Here is a 25,058-nt window from a genome sequence, read left to right as displayed (position 1 = left end):
CGATAGTGCTGGCAACGCCGGAACTCCTCGAGTGCGGCCAACGAGTTTTCGGCTTAGCCTGTACCGGCTGGTTCTGGCCGCTTGGACAGTCAGCTTCCGGGCAGGGGCCTTGCCCCGCGGCGGTGCTTTGCCCAGTGAGCGTGGGGCCGGATCGGTCCCCATGGTCGGCCGGCCCTCGTTGCACTAGATTGGTGCAATGCCCACCGCCGCCCCTTCCGCCTACGACCAGCTCAGCACCCCGGTGCTGACGGTGGGCGCCGACGGCATCGTGCTTGCCGTGAATGCCGCCTGCGCGCAGTGGCTGGTGGCCAGTGCGCGGCGCCTTGCGCGGATGCCGCTGGCGGCGCTCGAGTTCGAAGGTGACACGCTTGCCCGGTTGACCGCGGCCGGCGCGCCGCGTGAATCGGCGCGCCTCCAGCGCCTGGCGCTGTCCGTTCCGGGCGGCGCGCCGCGCTTCGCCGACGCCTGGCTCACTGCGGTCGATGACGGCGGCTGGCTGCTCGAGCTGCACCCGGTGGATGAATTTCCCGGCGACGATCCCGTGGCCGCGCTGCCGCTGGCGCTGTCGGCCGCGCTCAAGGGTCTGGCGCACGAGTTGCGCAACCCGCTCGCGGGCCTGAAGGGTGCGGCCCAGCTGCTGGCACGACGCCTTCCCGGCGACGATGCCGCGTCGCGCGAGCTGGTGGAGCTGATCGACTCCGAAGTCGTCCGCCTGGCACACCTCGTCGACCGTCTGCTCGATCCCGCGCCGCCGCGCGCGCACGTGCCGCTCAACGTGCATGCGGTGCTCGAGCGCGTGCTGCGCCTGGCGGAGGCCGAGGCCGGCTGGGCGGTGAAGCTGGTGCGCGACTACGACCCGAGCCTGCCCGGACTCGAGGGCGATCCCGATCGCCTGGTGCAGGCGGTCTGGAATCTCGTCCGCAACGCCATCGAGGCGGGTGCCGGCGAAGTCGTGCTGCGCACCCGCGCCGAACACGGCATACGCATCGGCGCGACCGCGCACGCGCTGGGCCTGCGCCTGGACATCCTGGACGACGGCCGGGGCGTGCCCGGGGAACTTGCCGAGCAGGTCTTCCTGCCGCTGGTCTCGGGTCGCGCCGAAGGCAGCGGACTGGGGCTGGCCCTGGCGCAACAGGTGGCGCGCGAGCACCAGGGCAGCCTGGCGTTCCGCTCGCGCCCGGGACACACGGTGTTCACCCTGCTGCTGCCGTATCCACCTGAAGGACGGGAGGCCCGCGATGACGCGCAGTGAACCCTTGGTCTGGGTGGTCGACGACGACCGCGCGGTGCGCTTCGTGCTGGCCACTGCCCTGCGCGAGGCGGGTTACGAGGTCACCGCGTTCGAGTCCGCGGCCGACGTGCTGTCCGCGCTCGACCGCGGCGGCCCGCGGCCGCGCTTGCTGTTCACCGACGTGCGGATGCCCGGCGACGACGGCCTGGCCCTGCTTGATGCGCTCAAGCGCAGGCTTCCGGCGCTGCCGGTGGTGGTGATGAGCGCGCATACGGATGTCGTCAGCACCGCCGGTGCGTTCCGCGGCGGGGCGCAGGAGTTCCTCTCCAAGCCCTTCGATCTCGACGATGCCGTGGCGCTCGCCGCCCGCGCGCTGGGCGAGGTCGACGCGGAGGCCGCGGCGCCCGGCGAGGCCGCCGGCGATGCTCACGCCGCCGACGATGTGCTGGTCGGCGACGCTCCGGCCATGCAGCAGCTGTTCCGTGCGATCGGCCGGCTCGCTCAGGCGCCGCTGTCCGTGCTGGTCACCGGCGAGACCGGTACCGGCAAGGAGCTGGTGGCGCGCGCACTGCATCGCGAGTCGCCGCGCGCGCGCGGGCCCTTCGTCGCGCTCAACACCGCGGCGATCCCCGCCGAACTGCTGGAGAGCGAGCTGTTCGGCCACGAGGCCGGCGCCTTCACCGGCGCCCAGCGCCGGCACGTGGGGCGCTTCGAACAGGCCGACGGCGGAACGCTGTTCCTGGACGAGATCGGCGACATGCCGCTGTCACTGCAGACCCGCCTGCTGCGGGTGCTGGCCGAGGGCGAGTTTTTCCGCGTCGGCGGACGCAACCTGATCACCGTGGACGTGCGGGTGATCGCCGCCACCCACCAGGACCTCGAAGCGAAGGTCCGCGATGGCAGCTTCCGTGCCGACCTGCTGCATCGGCTGGACGTGGTGCGCCTGCGCCTGCCGCCATTGCGCGAGCGCGCCGGCGACATTCCGCAGCTCACCGAGCGCTTCCTGCAGCGGGCGGCCGTCCGTTTCGGGGCGCCGGCCAAGCGGCTGTCGCGGTCCGCGCTGGAGCGGCTGCAGGCGCACGATTGGCCTGGCAACGTGCGGGAACTGGAGAACCTCTGCTGGCGCCTGGCCGCGCTGGCGCCGGGGGAGCGGGTGGGGGCGGCGGACCTCGACGGGATGCTGCGCCTGGACACCGCGGCGGGCGTGAGTGGTGTCGAGGCCGGCGCGGGATCGGCCACGGCTGCCCGCCGGGGAACGCAGGGACCGGCCGCGGACGACTGGGAGACCGCGCTGCGGCGGTGGGCGCACACCCGTCTGGACGAGGAGGCCGAAGACATCCATGCCGACGCCCGCGAACGCCTGGACCGCGTGCTGCTCGAGGCCGCGCTCGAACATACCGGCGGTCACCGCGGCGAAGCCGCCGCACGCCTCGGGCTGGGCCGCAACACGCTCACGCGCAAGCTCGGCGCGCGCGGGCCGAAGGCCTGAACGCGCGGCTCACGCGCCCGCCACCCGGCACGGGCTACGCTTGCGGCTTCCGCCTGCCGTCCATCGACACGATGCACCGTCCACTCGCTGCCCTGCTCGCCGCAGGCCTGCTCGCCGCCTGTGCCGGCACACCACCGTCCGCTCCTGCGTCCGCCGTGTCGCGGGAACCGCCGTCCCCGCGCGCGGCCGCCGGCAGCGCCAGCCTGGCCCATGCGAACCTCTCCTCCGCCTCGGCCACCCTGGCCAGCGGACGCATCACCCTGCGCGCGGAGTCCGGAGGCGTGCGCCTGTCCGGCGAGGTCGGCGGCCTGAGCCGCAACGGTGCCCATGTGCTGCAGGTGCACGCGCGCGGCGATTGCAGCGCCATCGACGCCTCCAGTGCGGGACCGTACTTCGACGCCAGCGGCGCCGGTGCGGCCAGCGGCGGCAGCGACCGTATCATCGCCAGCGAACGCGGGGTGGCCCGCGTCGACCAGCTCGTCACCGGCGCGGTGCTCGGCGGCGGCGCGCCCAACGATATCGCCGGGAAGTCACTGGTGGTTCTCGGATCCACGGCCGGCGCGACCGGCGCACGTATCGCCTGTGGCGTCATCACCATTGCGCCCGAAGGCGCGTCTTCGAAGGAGTAGAACCCATGCGCAGCATTTCCCTCTCCCTGCTCGCTGCCTCGCTGGCGGTCGCGCTCGCGGCCTGCGGTGCACCGAAGGATGGCGTGGACGAGGCGGCGACCCCGCCCGCCGCTCCCGCCGCTCCCGCCAGCGCCGACACTCCGGCCAGCCAGGCGCCCGCCATGGACACCATGTCCAACGCCGGCGCCCACGCCGTCCTCGCTGCGACCGAGGGCAATTCGGTCACCGGCGAGCTCGGCTTCCATGGCGATCGACGGCGGCGTCGCCATCAGCGGCCAGGTCAACGGCCTGGCGCCGGGCAGCGAGCATGGCTTCCACGTGCACGAGAACGGCGACTGCAGCGCGCCCGACGCGAGCAGCGCCGGCGGCCACTTCAATCCGCAGGCGAGCGCGCACGGTCGCGTCGGCGAGGGCGAACACCATGTCGGCGACACCGACAACATCGTCGCCGACGACACTGGCGTGGCCATGATCGATACCCGGCTCGAAGGTGCCACTCTCGGCGACGGCGCGCCGACCGACATCATGGGCAAGAGCGTGATCGTGCACGCGGATCCGGACGACTACACCACCCAGCCCACCGGCAACGCCGGCGCGCGACTGGCCTGCGGCGTGATCTCGCGGGCGATGTGAATCAGCGCGGGGCCGGGGCCGCGAGCTCCGCCCGCGCACCGTCCTGGCAGTGGACGAACTCCACTGCCAGGCCATGGGCCCGCAGCACGCCGGCGAACTGGCGCTGGCGTGCCTCGTAATGCCCGAACATGCGCGCGAGTCGCGCGTGGGCCTCTTCGTCCTCTTCCGGGACCGTCGCCGCAGGTGCGTGGCGGCTGCGCCATGCGGCGGGCGTGAACAGCGCCATCCGCACCGTACCGTCGCCGGCGTAGTGGAGGAGCGGTTCGGGGGGCGCATCGAGCCAGGCCTTCCGCGCCGGCGACAGCAGCGCGGTCTCGAGCAGCGGCCACAGCGGCGCCAGGCCCGCGTGCTCGTACTGCATGGCGGTCAGGGCGCAGAGATCGTGGACGGTGAGATAGCGGGCGTGTTCGACCCGCAGTCCGAAGGCCTCCTGCATGGCGAGCGCGGTACCGGCGCCGGCCATGCCTTCTTCCATCAGGTCGGCCTCGCAGCGGGCGGACACCCGCGCCGCGACCGCGGCATCGCCATCGAGCACGAAGGGCAGGAGGCGCAGCGGGCCGCCGGCATGTTCCGCCGACGGCGACAGCGCGCCCGGGAGCCGGCCCTGGTGGCTGCCGAAGGCGAGGATGCGGGCGCCGCCGCCGGGAGCGCGGGGCGCCTTGGCGGCGAGCTGCCACAGCTCCTGGTGCAGCGGCCAGCCCGGACGCAGCAGTTCGACCGGATCGAAGTGCGCGGCCACCAGGCTGCAGTCCAGGGCTGCGGCCTCCGGCGCGAATGCGGCGAGGTCGGCGGCGACCAGGGCCGCCAGCGCACCGGCTTCGGCCTGGGGCACGGCGTCGCGCGCGGCCCCGCTTCCGGGCGTGAGCTCGAGCGCCAGCGCGCCTAGCACGCGGTCGGTCCGGGGAGTGTTCGCTGTGATCTGGTTCATTGGCCCTGCGCGTGGGCGGCGCTAAACTCGCCACCATTATGCCTGCCATGGTCGGCGGGTCGTCGCGCGAGGTCTCAGATGCTGCATGGTCGCCCGGTCGCCGTCCTCGGCGGTGTCCGCATCCCGTTCTGCCGCCAGAACACGGCCTATGCCGACGTCGGCAACCTGGGCATGTCGGTGCGCACCCTGGGCGCGCTGGTGGAGAAGTTCGGCCTGCACGGCCGGCGCCTCGGCGAAGTGGCCATGGGCGCGGTGATCAAGCACTCCAGCGACTGGAACCTGGGCCGCGAGGCCGCACTGTCGTCCGGGCTGTCGCCGCTGACCCCGGGCATCACCCTGCAGCGCGCCTGCGGCACGTCGCTGGATTCGATCATCACCATCGGCAACAGGATCGCGGCCGGGCAGATCGAAAGTGGAATCGGCGGGGGCAGCGACAGCACCTCCGATGTGCCGATCGTCTACGGCAAGTCGCTGCGCCGGCGCCTGCTGGCGGCAAATGCGGCCAGGACCACGCGCGACCGGCTGGCGCAGCTCCGCGGCTTCCGCCTGCGGGAACTCAGGCCGGAGTTTCCCGGCGTCGTCGAACCGCGCACCGGCAAGTCGATGGGCGAGCACTGCGAGGACATGGCCAAGGAATGGGGCATCCCCCGCGATTTGCAGGACGAGTTCGCGGTGGGTTCCCACCACCGGCTGGCCGAGGCCTACGAGCGCGGCTTCTTCGACGACCTGGTGGTGCCCTTCCGCGGCGTCTCGCGCGACAACACCCTGCGCGCCGACACCACGATGGAGAAGCTGGCCGCGCTGAAGCCGGCCTTCGACCGCGTGTCCGGCCGCGGCACCCTGACCGCCGGCAACTCCACCCCGCTCACCGATGGCGCGGCCGCCTGCCTGCTGTCGACGGACGAATGGGCGGCCGCCCGGGGCCACGAGGTGCTGTGCCACATCCGCGATGCGCACGTGGCCGCGGTCGATTTCGTGCACGGCGAGGGCCTGCTGATGGCCCCGACGGTGGCGGTTGCCGAGATGCTCGCGCGCAACCGCCTGTCGCTGCAGGACTTCGACATCTACGAGATCCACGAGGCGTTCGCCGCCCAGGTCCTGTGCACGCTGCGCGCCTGGGAAAGCGAGGACTACTGCCGCAGCCGGCTGGGCCTGGATGCTCCGCTCGGCCGCATCGATCCGGCGAAGATCAACCCGGTGGGCTCGTCGCTGGCAACGGGGCACCCCTTTGCGGCCACTGGCGCGCGGGTGGTGGCCACCGCGGCGCGCCAGCTGCAGGAGCGCGGCGGGGGCCGCGCGCTGGTGTCGATCTGCACCGCCGGCGGCATGGGCGTGGTCGCCATCCTGGAACGCTGAGCCGCCGGGGTTCCGGCTCCGAACGCGGGAGCGGCCTACGACATGCGGGGGAGTCCATGCGCGTCCCGGTCTTCGGCTACGCCCGGATCCTCGATGCCCGGTCCTGACGCTTCGGCCGGCAGCGGCTCGACGGGCTCGCCGCGGCGAGCCCGCAGGGCATTGGCATAGGCGATGCGGGCGCGGGTGTCGTCGCCGGCGAACGTATGGCCGTGGCCCAGTTCCTCCCAGGCGTCCGGACCCGCGCCCTGGGCCAGTGCGCGGTGCAGCCGGTCCTCGGCCTGCGCCCAGTCGCCGCGGGCCCGCGCCAGCAGGGCCAGGGTGAGCAGAAGGGCGGGGCTCCCCGGGTGTCGCCGCAACCAGCGTTCGGCGGTCGCCTCGCGATGGTCGATGCGGCCGATCGGCAGGCGGCCATAGCGCGCGGCCAGGCCCTCGTCCCAGCGTGCGTCCAGCGCGTGTTCGATGCTTGAGGTCGCGGCATCCTCCCAGCCCAGGGCGGCGGCGCGTTCGACATAGGCGGCCACGACAAGGGGGTCGCTGCGCAGCGCTTTGTGCAGGCGTTCCCAGCGATCGGCGATCGCGTTGGAGTCCGTGGCCTCGGCCAGCGACTGGGCCGCCCAGCGTCGTTCGCGTTCGGCGAGCACCGCTTCCGGGCAGGGCCTGCTGCTGGCGCAGTGCGCCCAGGAGTTCATAGGCGTCGCCGGCCTGGCGCGAAGCGGCCAGGGCGTCGGCGCGCAGTGCCAGACCGCGCGGCGACAGGGGCTGCGCCCCCGGATCGTCGAGCGCGACCAGGGCATCGGTAGGGCGGTCCTCGGCCAGCGCCAGCTCGGCGCGGCCGATCGCGCGGGTCAGGGCATGGGTGGCGTCGATCGCGTCGAGGTGGGCGCGCGCCGCCGCATGATCGCCGCGGGCCATGGCGGCGCGGGCCGCGGCCAGGCGGGCGACCGCCGCATCGCTCCGGTCGCTGGCCTGCGGCAGCAGCTTCTCGGCGCGGGCGTAATGTCCCTGGTGCAGGGCCTCGAGGCCGGAGCCCAGGCGTGCACGCGACTGCTGGTCGCGGCGCCGGCGGAATGCGCGCAGCGGCAGCGCGACCAGCGACCACAGCAGCCACAGTGCGAACAGGGCCAGCACCACGGCCACCGCCACCCAGAGCAGGTTGGTGGTGTAGTCCCAGCCGCGGTAGCGCACGAGCACGTAGCCGGGATCCTGGGCCAGGAGATGCCAGGCCAGTGCGCCGATGATCGCCAGCAGGATCCAGATCAGCAGGTTGCGGAACAGGTTCATGGCAGGGCCTCCAGATGCGCCGGCCACCGTAGCGGCGATGGTGTCGTGGCCGTGTTCACTCTCCAGCGGCGGACGTCGCCGCGTGGACATCCGCATCTCCGGCGCGCTGCCGCCGCAGCTGGTCGAGGGTGGTCCCGAGTTCGGGCACGGCCAGGTCCAGCGGCATGGCCGCGATCGCCTCGAGTTCATTCCGCCGCGCCGCGCGCGCGGGCGAGTCCGGCCACAGCCGCGGCAGCCAGGTAGCCGCGCGGACGAGCGCGGCGGCATGGCCCCTGGCGTCGCGGCGTTCGGCGGCCGCGCGGGCGAGTGCGAGCTCCAGGCCCAGCGCCGCGCGCCCGGCGGCCCGCTCGCCCGCGTCGACGGCGAGGGCGTCGTCGCTGCGTCGTACGGCCACGATGCGCTGCGCCAGACGCTGCCACCAGTGATCCCGCGCGGCTGGATCCGCGCCCGGACCGCTTCCGCCAGCGCCCTCGTCACGCCCCGCCGGCGCGGCGTCGAGACCGGCCTCGAACGCATCGATGCGGACGATGGCGGCGACCCGCGGATCCACGCCCAGCGCATCGAGCGCGGCCCGTTCCTGCGCCAGCACCTGGCGCAGATCGATGTCGCCAGGGGAGGTCAATGCGTCGAGCAGGCGGGCGGCGAGGGCGTAGGCGCGGCGGGCTCCGTCGAGGTCGCCGGCCAGGAACAGGCGCTGCTGGCCCTGGGCGAGCAGCAGTTCGATCTCGTCCAGGCGCAGTGCGCGCGCGGCGTCGCGCGCAGGGTCGGCCAGGCGCTGCACACTCTCTTCCAGCAGGGCGGCGCGCTGGCCGATCGCCAGCAGCTCGTCCCGCAGCAGCCGGTTGGTGGCCTCGGACTGCTGCAGGCGCTTTCCCTGGGCCTGCTGGCCTTCGCGAAGGGTCGCCAGGCGCTGCTCGAGCGCGTCCAGGCGCTGGGCCTCTTCGGCCTCGGCGAGGCGGCGCACGTGCACTTCCTCCTCCCATGCCCGCCAGCCGAGGGCGCCGACGATCGGCAGCAGGATCACCAGGACCAGCCACGCGAAGCCGGAAGTGCGGCGCCCGGTGGGCGCCTGGGGCGGAGGCTGGAGGGAAGGCTCGGGCGCCGGGGGGTACGGGGTGTTCACGGGGCGTGGGCAGGATGCGGGGGCATCCATGTTAGGACTTCGCGGAGCCTCCGGCGCAGGCCGCGAGCATCGCCGAGGGCTGCGCGCTGGCGGCCACCGCCGCCACCACCAGCCCGTGGCCGCGGGCGAGTCCGGCCAGGCGCTCGCTGGCGGCCACCACGCGGGAGGTGCGCAGGCGGGCGAGCGCCTCCCCTGTCACCGTGGCCAGCACGTGTTCCAGCGCCTCGCCGCTGCTCAGCAGCAGCCATGCCGGCGCGTCGAGGGTGCGCAGCGCCGCCAGCGCCCGCGGCGAGGGCGCCACCGGTACGCGCGCATAGACGTTGGCACGCCGCACGCGCGCGCCGCGCCGCGCGAGGGTGGCCGCGATCACCCCGCGCCCGCCGGGTGCGGTGACCAGGCCCACATCGAGGCCATGCACATCCTGCAGCACGGGCAGGGCGAGCAGGCCTTCGCTGTCCATGCGCACCGGCGAGTCGACCCGGCCGATGCCGGCGCGGCGCAGGGCCCGGGCGGTGCCCGCGCCCACCGCCACCCAGGCCTGTCCGGCCTGCGGTCGCAGCGGCTGCAGCGCCGCCGCCGCAGGCACCGCCGCCGGGCTGGTGAACACCACCCGCGGCGAATCGAGGGCCAGTCGCAGGTCGGCGCGCGCGCGCGGGTCGGCAAGCCGTTCGATGCGCCACGGCGAGAGCGCCAGTACGCGCGCACCCATGGTCGCGGCGGCATGCCGCACGGCACCGTGGCCGCCGACCGGCCGCAGCGAGATGACGTAGCATCCGGACAGTCGCCCGGTGACGGCGTGTGCAGGCATCGCGCCAGCTTGGTGCCTTCCGCAAACGCCCGCAAGGCGTCGCCCCCCCCCAACACCACGGAATCCCCACGCATGCAGGTGGACGAAGAACTCCGCGCATTGGACGCGCATTACCGCTCGATGCCGCCGGTGGCGGCGATGGACATCACGATTGCAGCGCGCGAGGGCGACACCCTCACCCTGCGGGCCCCGCTGGCGCTGAACGTCAATGACAAGGGCTGCGCCTTCGGCGGCAGCCTCGTTTCGCTGATGACCCTGGCCGGCTGGGGTCTGGTGACCCTGCGCTGCCGCCAGCTCGGCATCGATGCCGACGTCTACGTGGCCGACAGCGAAGTGCGCTACCTGGCCCCGCTGTACGACGATCTGCAGGCCAGCGCCACGCTCGCCGACGGCAGCGGCTGGAGCCTGTTCGACCAGGCGCTGCGCAGCCGGGGACGTGCCCGCGTGCGCATCGGCGCCACCGTGCCGCTGCCTTCGGGCGGCGTCGCCACCACCCTGCGCGCCAGTTACGCGGCCATCGCCAGGGGTTAGCATGCATGCCCGCCGACGCCCCGTGGATCCGCCCATGAGACCGATGCGCTTCCGACCCGCTTCCCTCCTCATGGCGCTTGTCGCCGGCGTGCTGCTGGCCACCGGCTGCGCCAGCGGCGGGAGCAAGGGCGAGGCCCTGCAGCGCGCGCAGTACGCGTGGTCGGCGGCCATCCGCTGGGGTGACTTCGAGGGCGCCTGGAACCTGGTCGACCCGGAGTACCGCGAACAGAACCCGATGAGCGAGCTCGAACTCGAGCGCTACCGCCACATCCAGGTCTCGCACTACCGCGACGGCGCGGCGCAGACCACCGGCGACACGGTGGTGCGCGACATCGACATCGGCGTGGTCAACCGCCACACCATGGCCGAGCGCAGCCTGCGCTACCGCGAGACCTGGCGCTACGACCCCGAGGCGCGCAGCTGGTGGATCACCGGCGGCCTGCCGGACTTCTGGCGCGGGGAGTAACCGCGGCTTTGCGCCACCCCCTGCGCTGGGCGACAATCGCCACCCGCCGCCGACCAGCCTGGACACCGTGAACTTCGAAGAAATCTGGGCCTTCCTGGGCCGCAATCCCATGCTGTCGCTGGCCCTGGCCGGCATCACGGTGGCTCTGGTCTATACCGAGCTGATGCGGGCGTTCCGCGGCTTCAAGGGCCTGCGCCCCGCCGAACTGACGGCGCTGATCAACCGCGAGGACGCGCTGGTGGTCGACCTGCGCCCCTCGGCCGAGTTCGAGAAGGGCCACATTCCCGGTTCGAAGAACGTGCAGATGGCCCAGTTCGACCCCGAGAACAAGGCCCTGGCCAAGGCGAAGTCGCTGCCGGTGGTGGCGGTATGCAAGGCCGGGATGACGGCGGTGGATGCCGCGAAGCGCCTGCGCAAGGCCGGCTTCGAGAAGGTCTACGTGCTCGAGGGCGGCATCGGGGCCTGGCAGCAGGCCGACCTGCCGCTGGCCAAGGGGCGCGGCAAGTAGTCATCGGCGCCGTGCGATAATCACCGACTTTCCCGAATTTCCGCTGGAGTTGCCCGAGATGTCCGACCAGGAAGCCATGAACGCGAACGGTGCCGCCGCCGGCGCGCAGCCCACCGGTGCGCAGTTCACCGTCGAGAAGATCTACGTCAAGGACGTCTCGTTCGAGGCCCCCAAGACGCCCCAGGCCTTTGCCGAGCAGGGCCAGCCGCAGCTGCAGATGAACCTCAACCACCGCGTCACCCGCGTGGCCGAGTCGACCTTCGAGGTGGTGCTGGGCATCAACCTGACGTGCAAGCTGGACGAGGAGCGCACCGTGTACCTCGTCGAAGTGCAGCAGGCCGGCTTGTTCAACCTCTCCGGCTTCGACGACCAGTCGCTGGACGCGATGCTGGGCACGCACTGCCCGACCATCCTGTATCCCTATGCGCGCCAGACCATCGGTGACCTGATCCAGGCCGGCGGCTTCGCCCCCTTCCTGCTGCAGCCGATCAACTTCGATGCGCTGTATGCCGAGGGTCTGCGCCAGCGCGCCGCCCAGGCCGGCCAGCAGGCCGACGGTGGCACCGACCTGGCCAGCAGCGGGACCGGCGGCAACGCCTGAGTGGAGACGCAGCCTTCCATCGCGCCGCCGGCGAAACCGGCGGTCGCGGTGCTCGGCGCCGGCTCCTGGGGCACTGCGCTCGCCGCGCTGATCGCGCGCCACGGCCACCCGACCCTGCTCTGGGGACGCGATGCCGCCGTGGTCGCTGCGATCAACGCGCGCCATGAGAACCCGCGCTATCTGCCCGGCATCGGGCTGCCTCCGTCGCTGCGCGCGACCACCGGCCTGGCGGAGGCGCTGTCCTGCGCCGACCTGGTGCTCGTTGTCGTGCCTTCGCATGCCTTCGCCGTGACACTGCGTGCGCTGGCGCCGCTGCGGCCGGCACATGCCGGCGTCGCCTGGGCGACCAAGGGCTTCGAGCCCGGCTCGGGCCGCTTCCTGCATGAGGTCGCCGGCGAGGTGCTCGGCGCCGACGTGCCGCTGGCGGTGGTCACAGGCCCTTCGTTCGCGAAGGAGGTCGCGGCCGGCCAGCCGACCGCGGTCACCGTGCACGGTGACGACGAAGCCTTCGCCCAGTCGGTGGCCGACATCCTGCATGGCCCGACCTTCCGCGCCTATACAGGCAACGACATGCGCGGCGCCGAGCTTGGCGGTGCGATGAAGAACGTACTGGCGGTCGCCACCGGCGTCGCCGACGGCATGGGACTGGGGCTCAACGCGCGCGCCGGCCTGATCACCCGCGGCCTGAACGAGATGCTGCGCCTCAATGCCGCCATCGGTGGCCAGCCGGAAACGCTCATGGGCCTGGCCGGCCTGGGCGACCTGGTCCTGACCTGCACCGGGGACCTGTCGCGCAACCGGCGCCTGGGGCTGGCGCTCGGCCGCGGCCAGAGCCTGGACGACGCCGTGCGCGAGATCGGCCAGGTGGTGGAATCGGTGCAGACCGCCGACGAGGTGATGCGCCAGGCCGACGCCCACGGGGTCGAGCTCCCGATCTCGGTCAATGTGCGCGACGTGCTGCACGGCGACATCACCCCCGCCGAGGGCCTCGCGCGCCTGCTCGCCCGCGAACAGAAGGCCGAGTACGCCGGCCGGCTCATCGGCTGACGGACGATCTCCCCATCGCGGGGACGCTCCGTCCGAGTCCGGGCCGCCACGGGCGCTCCGGTGAAGTCCTGGCCGCCCGCCACGGACGCAGGGGGGATGCCCAGCCGGATTCTCCGCGTCCTGCTGCCAGATCCGGCCGCCGGCCATCCATGGCCGGCTCTGGGCATCCCCCCTGCATCCGCGGCGGGCACGACCTTTGGTCGCGGTCGGGACGAGGGCCACGTCGACCTCCGCGTCGAAACGGGGTGTCGTGACCAGGGTCTGCCCTGCTCGCGACCGCTCCTGCTCTTGATCTTCCCTCCCGAAGCCGCACAACGGTGGAGCCCGACCCGCGCACAGGGGGTGTGCGGACAGCCGGCCATGGATGGCCGGCGGCCGGCCGATGGGAGCAGGACGCGGAGACGGCCGGGGAGCACACCCCCTGTGCGCGGGACGGGCGGCGCGGACCCCAACGAGGCGGCCCCACCGTGCGCGGGACGGGCGGCGCGGACCCCAACGAGGCGGCCCCACCGTGCGCGGGACGGGCGGCGCGGACCCCAACGAGGCGGCCCCACCGTGCGCGGGACGGGCGGCGCGGGCCCCAACGAAGCGGCCCCACCGCCCGCGGGACGGGCTGCGCGGACCCCAACGAGGCGACTCCAAGGCGCGACGCTGCCCCAGAAGCGCGACAGCGCGCCAACTGCACGCCATCGCCCCCGGAGTCTGGAGAAGAACCAAAAAAATGACCCCGGACTTGCGGCCGGGGTCATTCATCGCTGGGCGGGGGAGAGAGGACGAGCCCGGCGATGACACGCGGGTTTTCCGCGGGAGGTCTACCAGGTGAAACGCGGACCGACGAACCATTCGGTCACGTCGCCGTTGAACTTGACGTCGCCGTTGACGCCCCAGTTGGCGTTGAAGTTCACGTTGGCGCCCAGGCGGCCGTAGAAATCGCCGTCGATGCCGCCGTCGTAGTCCTCGTAGCCGACCAGCGCATAGCCGTCGAAGTTCCGGGCCAGCAGGCCTCGGACGCCGACTTCGGTGCTCCAGCCGTCGAAGTCGAGGTCCCGGCCGCCGTCCAGCTTCTGGTAGGCGACGCGCGCCAGCAGGTCGGTGCGCGGGGCGATCTCGAGGTTGTAGCCGACGCCGATGTTGTAGCGGTCGAAATCCAGGGGGGTGTGGTCGATCTCCTGGTTGCCGAAGCCGCCGAAGACGTGGAAGTTGTCGTGGAATGCGAACGAGCCGCGAGCCGCATAGCCGTCGGCATCCACGTCGCCGTTGGAGGCCTGGTAGCCGGCGGTGACGTAGTTGTAGGACACGCCTTCGGCCGCATTCGCGGCGAACGGAACGGATGCCGCCATGGCAATGGCGATCAGGGTGCGCTTCATCAGGGGATTCCTCTTTTCTTCTGTTCTGTGGAGAGGACCGGCCACGGGGGCTGGGGAGGGGAGAGAACCGATCGGGGAAATCGGAAACCGCCCGTGGCCGGTGGATGCATTCTCGCGGCGCGACGGCAACCTCGCCTGAATAATGAACCTGCCGGTGCAGGAACTTTCCGGCCACCGGGTCTTCCGTAACAAAAAACGAACATTCATGTCAGGGAGGTGTCACCCCCCTCCTCCAGACTTGCGCGGTCCGCCAGGGGAGGTGTGCGCGTCCCGCGTCGCCAGGCCATGGGCCGTTCCCCAAGGAACAGCGCGACACCCCCCACGTGTCCCCGCCCTGCCCGGCCCACGCCGGGCAGTGGGGCACCCATTACCCAGGAAAATGCAGATGTACAAGACGACGACGCTCGCCACGGCGCTGGCCCTGGCCCTGACCGTGCATGCGCAGGCCCATGCCCAGAATCCCTCCGGCCATGCCGTTGCCGCGACGGGCGCAGGCGCCGGCCAGCAGGCCGTGCCTGCAGGGACCGGCTCCATCAACGGCGTGGTCACCGACGCCGGGCGAGGCGGCTACCTTGCCGGTGCGGAAGTCCGGATCGGTGGGCTGGACGTGGTGGGCGTGACCGGTTCCGACGGCCGCTTCACGCTGCAGCGCGTGCCGGCGGGCCGCCATGAGCTGACGGTCAGCTACGTCGGCCGCCCCGACCGGACGCAATCCGTCGAGGTCGCGTCCGGGCAGGTCGCCAGCGTCCAGATCGCCGTGTCCGCGACCGGCGCCGCCGCCACCGACTTCGACTCGGTCGTCGTCCGCGCCGAGCCGATCGCCGAGTCCGAGTTCGCCGCGCTGCAGGCGCAGCGCTCGTCGACCTCGCTGGTGAACGTGGTCGCCGCCGACTCGATCGGCCGCTTCCCCGACCAGAACGTGGCCGCCGCGCTCAGCCGCCTGCCCGGCATCGCGGTCGAGCGCGACCAGGGCCAGGAGCGCTACGTCAACCTGCGCGGCGCGCCCGCGCGCTGGACCACGATCGCCTTCGACGGCGTCAACGTGATCAGCCCGGCCGGGCGCACCGCGCGCCTGGACACCATTCCGTCCTCGATCGCGAGCCAGGTCATCGCCCGCAAGGCGATCACCGCGGCCATGCCCAGCGAGACGCTGGCGGGCAACATCGACATCATCACCCGCAGCCCGTTCGACTACGAAGGCCTGAAGATCGGCGCCGACGTCGGTATCGGCTACAACGACCTCGGCGGCGGCAAGCAGTACAACTGGGGCGGCTTCCTGTCCAACAAGTCCGCCGACGATCGCTGGGGCCTCCTGGTCTCGGCCTCCAAGTACTCGCGCGACATGGTCACCGACAACTTCGAGTCCGACCCGGAAGTGGCCTCCGAGGACCGCGAGCCGGGCGGCAGCGAACGCGTGTGGTTCGACGCCCACCAGAACAAGCTCTACCGCCTCACGCGCGAGAACGAGTCGGTCAGCGGCCGCCTCGAGTTCCGCCCCAGCGACGACCATCACTTCTTCCTGAGCTCGATCTACACCGAGTTCAGCGACCACGAGCTGCGCAACGCGATCGAGTGGGACTTCGACGCCAACGCCGTGCGCACCACGGACACGCGCCCGCAGTCGGAGGCCCAGCGCACCGGCTACGCCGACGTCCGCACCGGCAACACGCCGTGGCAGGGCACCCTGTATGGCGTGGAGATGGACAGCACGCAGAACATCGGCAACACCGTGCAGAGCATCTTCACCACCACGCTCGGCGGTGACCAGAACCTGGGCGACTGGCGCGCCAGCTGGCGCCTGAACTACACCGAGGCCGAGCAGGATTCCGGCCCGTCGTTCAACTCCACCTGGGTCAGCCCGTCCGAGCGCACCCTGCGCCCGACCGTCGACTACGATTTCACCAACCGCGCGCTGCACCGCGTGACCCTGTTCGAGACCATCCGCAACGCGGACGGCTCGTTCTCCAAGGGCAACCTGAAGCGCTCGCTGGATTCGCACGATTACAACTTCGTCAATCTCCGCTCCAACGCAGGCAAGGCCATCACCGACGCCTACAGCGCCCGCCTCGACCTGTTCCGCGACACCGAACTGTTCGGCCGCCCGACCGAGCTGCAGTTCGGCTTCCAGTACGACGACCGCACCAAGGAGAACGACCAGACCCGCTGGCAGGTCACCGCCGCGCAGCTGGCGGCCATGGGCATCGCCCAGCCGACGATGGCCGACTTCGCTTCCGACAAGCCCTACCAGGGCAACCTGCCGCTGGGTTACAGCTTCAGGTACCACGACGAAGACAGGGCCTGGGCGCTGCTGGACGGCCTGCGCGCCCAGGGCGCCGGCGGCATGGACGAGAGCGTGGTGATGGACAACTGGTACAACGTGCAGGAGCAGATCGGCGCGCTGTACGGCATGGCCACCACCCACTTCGACTGGGGCAACATGGTCTACGGCGTGCGCGGCGAGTACACCCGCAACGAGTCCTCCGCCCATGCCGAGGACGACGACGGGTACCGGAGGGTCACGGTCAGGGAGAGCGGCGTCGAGCTCTTCCCCAGCGTGCACCTGAACTGGGACCTCAATGACGAGATGAAGCTGCGCTTCTCGGCCAACACCGGCGCCGCGCGCCCGGACTACACCGACCTGCGCCCGAACTTCTCGATCAACGACGACGAGCAGGAGATCGACGGCGGCAACCCCTACGCGGACACCGAAAAGTCGATCGGCCTGGACGCCTACTTCGAGTGGTACATGCGCCCGCAGGGCTTCTTCTCCGCCGGCGTGTACTACAAGGACCTGCGTGACGTGCTGTTCGACGTCGAGATCCCGCGCTTCGGCAGGGACGACCTCAACGCGGCCGGCCTCGACCGTTCCCAGTACACCTACTTCACCCTGGCCAATGGCGGCGACGGCTACATCCGTGGACTTGAACTGGCCTGGTCGCAGAAGTTCGCGCCGCTGGCCGAACGCCTGGACCTGCCCCTGTGGGTCGGCGACTTCGGCCTCACCGCCAACGTGACCTTCAACGACAGCGAGGCGACCACGCCGGACGGCCGCGACGTGGCCCTGCCGGGCGCTTCGGACCTGATCTACAACACCTCGCTGTACTACGAGGCCCACGGCCTGTCCGCGCGCCTGAGCTGGCAGTACCGCGACGCATGGATCGACAGCATCGGCGACGGCGACGTCATGGGCGACGCGTACTGGGACGAGGTCGGCCGCCTCGACTTCTCCATGCGCTACGCCTTCAACGACCACGTCGAGATGTACTTCGATGCCAACAACCTGCTGAACGAGCCCGGCATCCGCTATCAGGGCATCCAGCGCCGCTCCACCGAGTTCGAGCGCTTCGGCAAGCGCTTCATGATCGGCGTGCGGATGAGCTTCTGACCGCAGGGGCGACCCGGAGCCGGCCCGCGCACGCGCGGGCCGGTTTTTCTTTTCTTGCACCACGGAGTACGAACATGGCCTTCCGACGCGCATCCGGCGCACTGATCCCCTGCGTGCTTGCCATCGCGCTGCTCGCCGCCTGCCAGCAGTCGCCGACAGGCACGCAGACCGACGCCAGCGGCGGGCAGACCGCGGCCAGCGTGGCCGGCGCCTCCGCGACCGGCGTCCCGGACGAAGTCGCGACCGCAGTGGACGCGATCCGCGCCCGCATGCTCGACCGCATCCCTGCGGAGCGCCTGGCGGATGCGACCCCGGCCGAGGTGCTGGCCCTGGCGGACGAGGACGAACTGCAGGCGCTGTCGACCGGCTTCCTGGGTTTCTCCGTGGACGCTCCGGCCATGGTCTACGTCATGCTCTCGCCGGATTCCGACGAAGAGCCGTTCTGGCTGGCCGCGCAGGGCTTCGAGCGCACCGGGCTGGTCGCCACCGTGGACGCCGAGGACACGTTCCGCGCCTGGCGCAAGCCCTTCGAAGCCGGCGAGGTCGGGCTGGGCGTTCATTCCATCGAGGGCGGCGTGAAGCCCTACTTCGTCCTGGTCGGGCCGGCCGCCGACGGTGGCGAGCAGCCGGTGGTGTCCGGTCTGCTCCCGGAGCGCATGGGCATCGCCACCGCGGTGGCCGGCACCCGGGTCTTCGCCGACGACACCGATACCCTGGATGCGATCGATCCCGCGCTGCAGGGTCTGGCGCTGCTGCAGACGCTGGAGAAGCGCGAGAACGAGGCCGCGCTGCTGGGCTGGTTCCGCGACACGCCGCACCCGGCCGGCGCCGACGCCGACCACGTCGTGCTGACCTGGGCCGGTGACCCCGCGACCAGCCAGTCGATCCAGTGGCGCACCGCGCCCGGCAGCGCCCACGCGCGCCTGCGCTACGCGGCCGAAGGCGATGACGCCGCATGGACCGTGGTCTCCGCGGCCAGCGCCGCACTGCAGACGCCCGACGTGGCCAACGACCCGAAGGTCATGCGCCATACCGTGGCCCTCGAAGGCCTGCGGCCTGGAACCACCTACCGCTACGCGATCGGCGACGGCCAGGCCTGGGGCGAGGCGCGCAGTTTCACCACCGCGCCGGCGCAGCCCCGGACCCTTCAGCTTCATCTACATGGGCGACGCCCAGGTGGGCCTGGAGACCTGGGGCACCCTGGTGCGCAAGGCGCACGCCGCGCACCCGCAGGCGGCGTTCTACGTGATGGCCGGCGACCTGGTGAACTGGGGCGAGCGCCGCGACGACTGGGACCTGCTGTTCCAGAATGCGGCCGGCGTCTACGACACCCGCCCGCTGGTGCCGGCGATCGGCAACCACGAAGTCGACCAGGGGTCGCGCCGCGCTGTACGTGGAGCAGCTCGACCTGCCGCGAAACGGCCCCGAGGGCATCGAGCCCGAGCGGGTGTACTCGTTGGAGTATGGCGACGCACTGTTCGTGGTGCTCGATTCCAACCTGCCCCCGGAGCCGCAGGTCGAGTGGCTCGACCGCACGTTGGGCACCTCGGAGGCCACCTGGAAGTTCGTCGTGTACCACCATCCGCTGTACTCGACCAAGCCCGACGACCGCGGCCAGCCCGAGCTGAAGGCGGCATGGGCGCCGCTGTTCGAGAAGCATGGCGTGGACCTGGTGCTGCAGGGCGACGACCACGCCTACCTGCGGACCTTCCCGATGAAGGGCGACCGGGTCGTGGACTCGCCGGCCGACGGCCCGATCTACATCCACGCCGTGTCCGGCACCAAGATGTACCGCCAGTCCGACGCGCCGTACATCGCGAAGCGCTTCACCGACATCGCGACCTACCAGGTCATCGACATCGACGGCGGGCGCCTGCAGTACACGGCCTATGACGTGCAGGGCCGGGTGATGGACGCGTTCACCATCGATAAGTGACGTGGCTTGCCGGGGCCGGCGCTTCAGCCGGCTCCGGCGAACTCCAGCTGCCGCCATGCCTCGTAGGCCACCACCGCCACCGCGTTCGACAGGTTGAGGCTGCGGTTGCCGGGCCGCATCGGCAGGAACAGGCGGCGGTCGTGCGGTACCGCTTCGAGCACCGCCTCGGGCAGGCCGGACGTCTCGCGGCCGAACAGGAACGCGTCGCCGGCGTGATAGCGCGGCGCGTCGTAGCGCACGCGACCGCGCGCGCTGAGCGCGAACAGGCGCGGTGGGGCGATCGCAGCCAGCGCGGCGTCGAGGCTGTCGTGTACCGCCACCCGCGCGTACTCGTGGTAGTCCAGGCCGGCGCGGCGGAGCTGGCGGTCGTCCATGTCGAAGCCCAGCGGCCGCACCAGGTGCAGGCGCGCACCGGTGTTGGCGCACAGCCGGATCGCGTTGCCGGTGTTCGGCGGGATCTCGGGCTGGTGGAGGATGATGTCGATCATGGTCGCGAAGCGTACCCGCCCGCGGCCGTTTACCAGGCGATGGTTTCGCCGTCGGTGCCCAGGAAACGCCCGCTGTCACCCTCGCCCAGTGCTTCGACCTGGCGGATCACGCCGGCCACGGCGTCCTCGGGCGCGACTTCGGCATCGCTGCCGCCCATGTCCGTGCGCACCCAGCCGGGACTGACCGCGACCACCACGATCCCGCGACCCGCGAGTGCCTGTGCGAGCAGCGCCGTGGCCATGTTCTGCGCGGCCTTGCTGATGTTGTAGCTGGGCGTGCCGAAGCGCTCGGTCAGCGCAATCGATCCCAGGCGCGAAGAGATGTTGACCACCCGCGCGCCGTCGGCCAACTGCGGTTCCAGCGCCTGGACCAGCAGCAGCGGGCCCGAGGCATTGACCCGGAAGCTGTGTTCCAGGTTGGCCTCGCCCAGCGTTCCGAAGCGCTCTCCGGAATGCAGCACTCCGGCGTTGTTGAGCAGCAGGTCGATGCGCCCGTCGTCGCCGAGCACCAGCGGCAGTTCCGCGGCGAAGGCGGTGCGTGAACGGGCGTCGGCCACGTCCAGCGGCAGCACGTGCAGGCGGCCGGGGTGTTCGCCGACCAGCGCGTTGAGCGCATGGGCATGCCCGGGATCGCGACAGGCGGCCACGACGTGGTCGCCGCGGGCGAGCAGCTGGCGGGTGAATTCGAGTCCGAGGCCGCGATTGGCGCCGGTGACCAGGGATGTGCGAGGGCGGGTGTCCATGGCGCGAGCATGCACCATCCCGCCGTTCCGGGACCATCGGACCACGTTCGGCGGCGCGCGCGGCTTACCATGAAAGGCTGCCCAGTCAAGGAAGAGCCCCATGCCGATGTCCACGCCTCCCCGTCACAGCGGCGCCGTCCTCGCCCTCGCGCTGGCCGCTGGCCTGGGTGCGGCGGCCGCGCCCGCATGGGCCGGGGCACCGCCGGCCCCGGCCACCGCAGGCGTCGATATTCCCTACGAGGAATTCACCCTGCCCAACGGCCTGCGCGTGGTGGTACATACCGACCGCAAGGCGCCGATCGTGGCGGTCAACATCTGGTACCACGTCGGCAGCAAGGACGAGCCCTTGGGCCGCAGCGGCTTCGCGCACCTGTTCGAGCACCTGATGTTCCAGGCCTCGGAGAACCACGACGGCGAGTACTTCGCGCCCTTCAAGCGGGTCGGCGCGACCGACCAGAACGGCACCACCAGCACCGACCGCACCAATTATTTCCAGAACGTGCCCACCACCGCGCTCGACACCGCGCTGTGGATGGAGTCCGACCGCATGGGCCACCTGCTCGGCGCGGTCACCCGGGCGGCGCTGGACGAACAGCGCGGGGTGGTCCAGAACGAGAAGCGCCAGGGCGAGAACCAGCCCTACGGCCAGGCCTGGACCAGGCTGATGAAGGCCCTGTATCCGGAAGGCCATCCCTACAGCCACAGCGTGATCGGCTCGATGAACGATCTCGACGCCGCTACCCTGGACGACGTGCACCAGTGGTTCCGCGCCTGGTACGGCCCGAACAACGCGGTCCTGGTACTGGCGGGCGACATCGACCTGGCCACGGCGAAAGAGAAGGTGGCGAAGTACTTCGGCCACATTCCCGCCGGTCCGGACATGGCACAGCCCGCTGTGGACGTCGCCCGCCGCACGGAGTCGACCCGCGAGACCATGCACGACAAGGTGCCGCAGGCGCGCATCTACCGGGTCTGGAACGTGGCCCAGGTCGGCGACCCCGACCTCGAGCGCCTGCAACTGCTGGCCCAGGTGCTGGGCGGAAGCCGTTCCTCGCGCCTGGACGCGCGCCTGCTGCACCGTGACCAGCTGGTCGACAGCATCAGCGCCGGGACCTACGTCAAGCAGCTGGGCTCGAACTTCATCGTGATCGCGAACGTCAGGCAGGGCGTGGACCCGGCGAAGGTGGAAGCGGTGATCGACGAAGAGATCGACCGCCTGCTGGCCGAAGGTCCCACCGCGGACGAGCTGGAACGAGCGCGCACCGTGTTCCGCGCCGGCTTCATCCGCGGCATCGAACGCATCGGCGGCTTCGGCGGCAAGGCGGATACGCTGGCCGAGTGCGCGGTCTATGCCGGCGATCCGGGCTGCTTCCGCGAGTCGCTGAGGATCATCGGCACCAGCACCGTCGCCCAGGTGCAGTCCGCCGGCCGCGCCTGGCTGGGCGGGGGCGACCACACCCTGGTGATCCTGCCCGGGGCGCGCACGCCGCTGGCCGAGGACCCGACCGTCACCCCCGCGCCCTGGAGCCTGCCCGAGGTCGACGCCCGCTACGTCGTGCAGCCGTCCGCGGTGGACCGCAGCCTGGGCGTGCCGCTGCCGGAGGAATTCCCGGAGCTGACGTTCCCCGAGGTCGAGCGCGCCACGCTCGGCAACGGCACCACCGTGGTGCTCGCGCGCCGCACGGGAGTGCCGGTGGTCCAGCTGCGTTACCAGTTCCCGGGAGCGGGCTACAGCGCCGATGCCGGCGGCAGCGCCGGTACCGCGGGCTTCACGATGGGCATGCTCGACGAAGGTGCGGCCGGGCTGGGAGCGCTGGAGTTCGCCGATCGCGCCGAGGCGCTGGGTGCGCAGCTGGGCGCGGGCGCAGGGCTGGACGCGGGCACGGTCTGGCTGTCCTCGCTGAAGAGCGAACTGGAGCCCTCGCTGGCGATGTTCGCGGACATGCTGCGCCGTCCGGACTTCGCCCGGGCCGAGATCGAGCGCGTGCGTGCCACCTGGATCGCGAACATCGCGCAGGAGAAGGCGCGGCCGCAGACTGCGGCCCTGCGCGTGCTGCCGCCGCTGCTCTACGGCGAGGGCCATCCCTATGCGATGCCGTTCACCGGCAGCGGCACCGAGGCCTCCATCGCCGCGCTGGACCGGGACGACCTGGTGGCCTTCCACCAGGCGCGGATCCGTCCCGAGGGCGCGACCCTGGTCGTGGTCGGCGACACCCGGCTGGCCGAGATCCTGCCGCTGCTCGAAAAGCACCTGGGCGACTGGTCCGGCAGCGGCCAGGCCGCCGCGGCCGCCCCGGCGATCCCCGCGGTGGCCCGTCCGGCCGCGGCCCGCGTGTTCCTGATCGACCAGCCCGGGGCCGTGCAGGCCAGCATCTACGCCGGCCAGCTGGTGCCTCCGACCACCGACGAGGGCGCGGTGCGCTTCGACATCGCCAACGGCGTGCTGGGCGGCGACTTCACCGCACGGCTCAACATGAACCTGCGCGAGGACAAGCACTGGTCCTACGGCGTCCGCAGCGGTGCATCCCCGGCCCTGGGCCAGCGCCCGTGGCTCGCCTCGGCGCCGGTGCAGATCGACAGGACCGCCGATGCGATGGCCGAGATGCGGCGCGAGATCGCCGCCTTCGCCGGCGGCGAGGCGCCGCCCACGGTGGAGGAGGTCGAGCGCATCCGCGCCATCAACACGCTGAGCCTGCCCGGCGCCTACGAGACCGCGGCCTCGGTGGCCTCGACCATCGCCGGCAATGTGCTTTACGGCCGCCCGGACGACTACGTGCTGCGGCGCAAGGCCGAGATCGAAGGCATGACCCGGGAGCAGGTGGCCGAAGCCGCGAAGAGCTTCGACGCCGGCGCCCTGACCTGGGTGGTCGTGGGCGATCTGTCCGAGATCGAGGCCCCGGTGCGCGCGCTCGGCTTCGGCGAGGTCACCGTGCTCGACGCCGACGGCAGGCCCGTGGCCCGGCAGCGATAGGGCACAATCGGGGAGTCCAGACGGAGTCGATCCATGCGCCAGCTGCTGTTCGTTCCCCTCCTTTTCGCCCTGTCGGCCTGCACCTGGGTGCACATGGCGCCGGGCGCGTCCGCCGTCCGCATCGTGTCCTCGCCCCCGGGCTGCGAGAAGCGCGGCGAGGTCGAGGTCTCGGTGAAGCACAGCATCGCGTTCATCGAACGCAACCCGCTGCGCGTCCGCGAGGAACTGGAGACGCTGGCCCGCAACGAGGCGCCCGGCCTGGGCGCGGACACCATCCACCCGCTGTCCGATCCCATCCGCGGCGCCCAGCGCTGGGCCGCCTGGCGCTGCGGCGGCTGAACCCCGCACCCCGGGGTGAATGGGGATGTGACCGGGTTCCGCGGCCGGCCAGTGCGCCCGGGGCGCGAAGCCAGTACCCTAGGCGGTCTTTGTTCCCGCATCGGCGGCACGCCCATGTTGTTCCAGCACGTAGCCATTGCCGGTCTCGCCCACATCGACGCGCCGCGGCGCCTGTCGTCGGACGAGATCAACGCCCGCCTGAAGCCGACGCTCGAGCGGCTGAAGATCCGTACCGACGTCCTCAGGGATATCGCCGGCATCCATGCCCGCCGTCTCTGGGATGGCGACATGCAGGCCTCCGACGCGGCCACGCTGGCCGGCGTGAAGGCGCTGGCCGATGCCGGGATCGATCCGGACAAGGTCGGCCTGCTGGTCAACACCTCGGTCAGCCGCGACTACCTCGAGCCGTCCACGGCCTCGATCGTCAGCGGCAACCTGGGCCTGCCCGACACCTGCCAGAACTTCGACATCGCCAACGCCTGCCTGGCCTTCATCAACGGCATGGACATCGCCAGCCGGATGATCGAGCGCGGCGAGATCGACTACGCCCTGGTCGTGGACGGCGAGACCGCGGACCTCGCCTACGAGAAGACCCTGGAGCGGATGACACGGGCCGACGTCACCGACGAGGACTTCCGCAACGAGCTGGCCACGCTGACGCTGGGCTCCGGTGCCGCCGCCATGGTGCTGGCCCGCGCCGAGCTGGTCCCGGGCGCGCCGCGCTACAGGGGCGGCGTGACCCGCGCGGCCACCGAATGGAACAAGCTCTGCCGAGGGAACCTCGACGGCATGATCACCGACACCCGCCTGCTCCTGATCGAGGGCATCAAGCTCGCGACCAAGACCTTCGAGGTCGCCAAGCAGAAGCTGGGCTGGGTGGCCGCCGAGCTCGACGAGTTCGTGATCCACCAGGTCAGCAAGGTGCACACCGCCGCCTTCACCAAGGCCATGGGCATCGACCCGAAGAAGGTCATGACCATCTTCGGCGAGCACGGCAACATCGGCCCGGCCTCGGTGCCGATCGTGCTCAGCAAGCTGCGCGAGATGGGCCGCCTGAAGAAGGGCGACCGCGTGGCCCTGCTGGGCATCGGTTCCGGGCTGAACTGCTCGATGGCCGAGGTGGTCTGGTAAGGCCCGGCCACATCGCAGTGTGAACGGGGCCGGCCTGTCCGGCCCCGCGTCGTTTCAGGGGGGCGCG

At 71.6% G+C, this 25,058-nt stretch carries 21 protein-coding genes and 4 pseudogenes; 17 read left to right on the top strand and 8 right to left on the bottom strand.

The features are described from left to right. Positions 1-196: 196 nt before the first annotated feature. The 4 genes and pseudogenes from FPZ22_RS06875 to FPZ22_RS14430 all read left to right on the top strand — a co-directional run bounded on the left by FPZ22_RS06875 (position 197) and on the right by FPZ22_RS14430 (position 3,982). On the top strand, positions 197-1,252 hold the full coding sequence (locus tag FPZ22_RS06875; protein ID WP_144891587.1) for a two-component system sensor histidine kinase NtrB: 1,056 nt from the start codon (positions 197-199) through the stop codon (positions 1,250-1,252). Then, on the top strand, positions 1,239-2,720 hold the full coding sequence (ntrC, locus tag FPZ22_RS06870) for a nitrogen regulation protein NR(I) (RefSeq protein WP_144891584.1): 1,482 nt from the start codon (positions 1,239-1,241) through the stop codon (positions 2,718-2,720). The genes FPZ22_RS06875 and ntrC overlap by 14 nt, the downstream gene beginning before the upstream one ends. A gap of 71 nt (positions 2,721-2,791) precedes the next feature. Next, the gene (locus FPZ22_RS06865; RefSeq protein ID WP_144891582.1) at positions 2,792-3,349 is read left to right on the top strand and encodes a superoxide dismutase family protein; all 558 of its coding nucleotides are present in this window, start codon (positions 2,792-2,794) and stop codon (positions 3,347-3,349) included. Positions 3,350-3,354: 5 nt separating this feature from the next. Next, positions 3,355-3,982 (top strand): annotated as a pseudogene (locus FPZ22_RS14430) (superoxide dismutase family protein). Position 3,983: 1 nt separating this feature from the next. Here FPZ22_RS14430 and FPZ22_RS06855 read toward each other — a convergent pair. Then, positions 3,984-4,910 carry a hypothetical protein gene (locus FPZ22_RS06855; protein WP_144891579.1) on the bottom strand — a complete coding sequence of 309 codons (927 nt, stop codon included), beginning with the start codon at positions 4,908-4,910 and terminating at the stop codon, positions 3,984-3,986. Positions 4,911-4,988: 78 nt separating this feature from the next. Here FPZ22_RS06855 and FPZ22_RS06850 point away from each other — a divergent pair, with 78 nt between their 5' ends. Continuing rightward, on the top strand, positions 4,989-6,266 hold the full coding sequence (locus FPZ22_RS06850) for an acetyl-CoA C-acetyltransferase (protein ID WP_144891577.1): 1,278 nt from the start codon (positions 4,989-4,991) through the stop codon (positions 6,264-6,266). Between the two features lie 35 nt (positions 6,267-6,301). Here the strand turns inward: FPZ22_RS06850 and FPZ22_RS14035 are convergent, their stop codons facing one another. The 4 genes and pseudogenes from FPZ22_RS14035 to FPZ22_RS06835 all read right to left on the bottom strand — a co-directional run bounded on the left by FPZ22_RS14035 (position 6,302) and on the right by FPZ22_RS06835 (position 9,478). Further along, positions 6,302-6,955 (bottom strand): heme biosynthesis protein HemY, encoded by a 654-nt coding sequence (locus FPZ22_RS14035; protein ID WP_246120657.1) that lies wholly within the window; start codon positions 6,953-6,955, stop codon positions 6,302-6,304. Positions 6,956-7,226: 271 nt separating this feature from the next. Further along, positions 7,227-7,547, bottom strand: a pseudogene (locus FPZ22_RS14030) (heme biosynthesis HemY N-terminal domain-containing protein); the annotation flags it as partial. A 55-nt stretch (positions 7,548-7,602) separates the two neighbouring features. After that, on the bottom strand, positions 7,603-8,670 hold the full coding sequence (locus FPZ22_RS06840) for a uroporphyrinogen-III C-methyltransferase (protein WP_246120656.1): 1,068 nt from the start codon (positions 8,668-8,670) through the stop codon (positions 7,603-7,605). Between the two features lie 31 nt (positions 8,671-8,701). Continuing rightward, a complete protein-coding gene (locus FPZ22_RS06835; RefSeq protein WP_144891574.1) occupies positions 8,702-9,478 on the bottom strand; it encodes a uroporphyrinogen-III synthase in 777 nt (258 codons plus the stop codon). A gap of 72 nt (positions 9,479-9,550) precedes the next feature. Between FPZ22_RS06835 and FPZ22_RS06830 the strand changes: the two genes are divergently transcribed. The 5 genes from FPZ22_RS06830 to FPZ22_RS06810 all read left to right on the top strand — a co-directional run bounded on the left by FPZ22_RS06830 (position 9,551) and on the right by FPZ22_RS06810 (position 12,631). Then, positions 9,551-10,009 (top strand): YiiD C-terminal domain-containing protein, encoded by a 459-nt coding sequence (locus FPZ22_RS06830; RefSeq protein WP_144891573.1) that lies wholly within the window; start codon positions 9,551-9,553, stop codon positions 10,007-10,009. Between the two features lie 34 nt (positions 10,010-10,043). After that, positions 10,044-10,475, top strand: a complete 432-nt coding sequence (locus tag FPZ22_RS06825; RefSeq protein WP_246120655.1) for a hypothetical protein — start codon at positions 10,044-10,046, stop codon at positions 10,473-10,475. A gap of 67 nt (positions 10,476-10,542) precedes the next feature. Next, positions 10,543-10,983: a rhodanese-like domain-containing protein gene (locus tag FPZ22_RS06820; protein ID WP_144891572.1), complete on the top strand. Its 441-nt coding sequence runs from the start codon at positions 10,543-10,545 to the stop codon at positions 10,981-10,983. Between the two features lie 58 nt (positions 10,984-11,041). Continuing rightward, positions 11,042-11,584 (top strand): protein-export chaperone SecB, encoded by a 543-nt coding sequence (secB, locus tag FPZ22_RS06815; protein WP_144891571.1) that lies wholly within the window; start codon positions 11,042-11,044, stop codon positions 11,582-11,584. 18 nt (positions 11,585-11,602) lie between these two features. Then, positions 11,603-12,631 carry an NAD(P)H-dependent glycerol-3-phosphate dehydrogenase gene (locus FPZ22_RS06810; protein ID WP_144894007.1) on the top strand — a complete coding sequence of 343 codons (1,029 nt, stop codon included), beginning with the start codon at positions 11,603-11,605 and terminating at the stop codon, positions 12,629-12,631. A gap of 812 nt (positions 12,632-13,443) precedes the next feature. Here the strand turns inward: FPZ22_RS06810 and FPZ22_RS06805 are convergent. Continuing rightward, entirely contained in the window at positions 13,444-13,998 is a 555-nt protein-coding gene (locus FPZ22_RS06805) for a porin family protein (RefSeq protein ID WP_144891570.1), read from the bottom strand. Positions 13,999-14,383: 385 nt separating this feature from the next. Between FPZ22_RS06805 and FPZ22_RS06800 the strand changes: the two genes are divergently transcribed. From FPZ22_RS06800 to FPZ22_RS14420, 4 genes and pseudogenes are all read left to right on the top strand, one after another. Next, positions 14,384-17,383, top strand: coding sequence for a TonB-dependent receptor (locus tag FPZ22_RS06800; RefSeq protein ID WP_168198960.1), 3,000 nt, complete (start codon positions 14,384-14,386; stop codon positions 17,381-17,383). A gap of 74 nt (positions 17,384-17,457) precedes the next feature. Then, positions 17,458-18,495: pseudogene (locus FPZ22_RS14025) on the top strand (fibronectin type III domain-containing protein); the annotation flags it as partial. Between the two features lie 49 nt (positions 18,496-18,544). Continuing rightward, a pseudogene (locus FPZ22_RS14425) lies at positions 18,545-18,727 on the top strand (hypothetical protein); the annotation flags it as partial. Then, a complete protein-coding gene (locus tag FPZ22_RS14420; RefSeq protein WP_144891567.1) occupies positions 18,693-19,319 on the top strand; it encodes a metallophosphoesterase family protein in 627 nt (208 codons plus the stop codon). The pseudogene FPZ22_RS14425 and the gene FPZ22_RS14420, both read left to right, overlap by 35 nt. A gap of 23 nt (positions 19,320-19,342) precedes the next feature. On the opposite strand, the gene FPZ22_RS06785 is transcribed toward FPZ22_RS14420, so the two are convergent. After that, entirely contained in the window at positions 19,343-19,807 is a 465-nt protein-coding gene (locus FPZ22_RS06785; RefSeq protein ID WP_144891566.1) for a tRNA (cytidine(34)-2'-O)-methyltransferase, read from the bottom strand. A gap of 29 nt (positions 19,808-19,836) precedes the next feature. Further along, entirely contained in the window at positions 19,837-20,550 is a 714-nt protein-coding gene (locus FPZ22_RS06780) for an SDR family oxidoreductase (protein ID WP_144891565.1), read from the bottom strand. A 106-nt stretch (positions 20,551-20,656) separates the two neighbouring features. Here FPZ22_RS06780 and FPZ22_RS06775 point away from each other — a divergent pair, with 106 nt between their 5' ends. The 3 genes from FPZ22_RS06775 (at position 20,657) to FPZ22_RS06765 (ending at position 24,991) form a co-directional block, all read left to right on the top strand. Further along, complete coding sequence (locus FPZ22_RS06775) at positions 20,657-23,521, top strand: M16 family metallopeptidase (protein ID WP_425462992.1); 2,865 nt, start codon at positions 20,657-20,659, stop codon at positions 23,519-23,521. A 33-nt stretch (positions 23,522-23,554) separates the two neighbouring features. Continuing rightward, entirely contained in the window at positions 23,555-23,860 is a 306-nt protein-coding gene (locus FPZ22_RS06770; protein WP_144891561.1) for a DUF4156 domain-containing protein, read from the top strand. Between the two features lie 114 nt (positions 23,861-23,974). Then, positions 23,975-24,991, top strand: coding sequence for a 3-oxoacyl-ACP synthase III (locus tag FPZ22_RS06765; RefSeq protein ID WP_144891559.1), 1,017 nt, complete (start codon positions 23,975-23,977; stop codon positions 24,989-24,991). The last annotated feature ends 67 nt before the right edge of the window (positions 24,992-25,058 follow it).

It is taken from the genome of Luteimonas granuli (assembly GCF_007795095.1).
Classification (GTDB): Bacteria; Pseudomonadota; Gammaproteobacteria; order Xanthomonadales; family Xanthomonadaceae; genus Luteimonas; species Luteimonas granuli.
This window is presented reverse-complemented; position numbering and strand designations above follow the sequence as displayed.

Excerpts from the sequence above, each read along its gene's own strand:
- FPZ22_RS06875 (WP_144891587.1), top strand. The coding sequence starts at position 197 with ATGCCCACCGCCGCCCCTTCCGCCTACGACCAGCTCAGCACCCCGGTG.
- ntrC (WP_144891584.1), top strand. The coding sequence starts at position 1,239 with ATGACGCGCAGTGAACCCTTGGTCTGGGTGGTCGACGACGACCGCGCG.
- FPZ22_RS06865 (WP_144891582.1), top strand. The coding sequence starts at position 2,792 with ATGCACCGTCCACTCGCTGCCCTGCTCGCCGCAGGCCTGCTCGCCGCC.
- FPZ22_RS06855 (WP_144891579.1), bottom strand. The coding sequence starts at position 4,910 with ATGAACCAGATCACAGCGAACACTCCCCGGACCGACCGCGTGCTAGGC.
- FPZ22_RS06850 (WP_144891577.1), top strand. The coding sequence starts at position 4,989 with ATGCTGCATGGTCGCCCGGTCGCCGTCCTCGGCGGTGTCCGCATCCCG.
- FPZ22_RS14035 (WP_246120657.1), bottom strand. The coding sequence starts at position 6,955 with ATGAACTCCTGGGCGCACTGCGCCAGCAGCAGGCCCTGCCCGGAAGCG.
- FPZ22_RS06835 (WP_144891574.1), bottom strand. The coding sequence starts at position 9,478 with ATGCCTGCACACGCCGTCACCGGGCGACTGTCCGGATGCTACGTCATC.
- FPZ22_RS06830 (WP_144891573.1), top strand. The coding sequence starts at position 9,551 with ATGCAGGTGGACGAAGAACTCCGCGCATTGGACGCGCATTACCGCTCG.
- FPZ22_RS06825 (WP_246120655.1), top strand. The coding sequence starts at position 10,044 with ATGAGACCGATGCGCTTCCGACCCGCTTCCCTCCTCATGGCGCTTGTC.
- secB (WP_144891571.1), top strand. The coding sequence starts at position 11,042 with ATGTCCGACCAGGAAGCCATGAACGCGAACGGTGCCGCCGCCGGCGCG.
- FPZ22_RS06805 (WP_144891570.1), bottom strand. The coding sequence starts at position 13,998 with ATGAAGCGCACCCTGATCGCCATTGCCATGGCGGCATCCGTTCCGTTC.
- FPZ22_RS06800 (WP_168198960.1), top strand. The coding sequence starts at position 14,384 with ATGTACAAGACGACGACGCTCGCCACGGCGCTGGCCCTGGCCCTGACC.
- FPZ22_RS14420 (WP_144891567.1), top strand. The coding sequence starts at position 18,693 with ATGCGGCCGGCGTCTACGACACCCGCCCGCTGGTGCCGGCGATCGGCA.
- FPZ22_RS06785 (WP_144891566.1), bottom strand. The coding sequence starts at position 19,807 with ATGATCGACATCATCCTCCACCAGCCCGAGATCCCGCCGAACACCGGC.
- FPZ22_RS06780 (WP_144891565.1), bottom strand. The coding sequence starts at position 20,550 with ATGGACACCCGCCCTCGCACATCCCTGGTCACCGGCGCCAATCGCGGC.
- FPZ22_RS06775 (WP_425462992.1), top strand. The coding sequence starts at position 20,657 with ATGTCCACGCCTCCCCGTCACAGCGGCGCCGTCCTCGCCCTCGCGCTG.
- FPZ22_RS06770 (WP_144891561.1), top strand. The coding sequence starts at position 23,555 with ATGCGCCAGCTGCTGTTCGTTCCCCTCCTTTTCGCCCTGTCGGCCTGC.
- FPZ22_RS06765 (WP_144891559.1), top strand. The coding sequence starts at position 23,975 with ATGTTGTTCCAGCACGTAGCCATTGCCGGTCTCGCCCACATCGACGCG.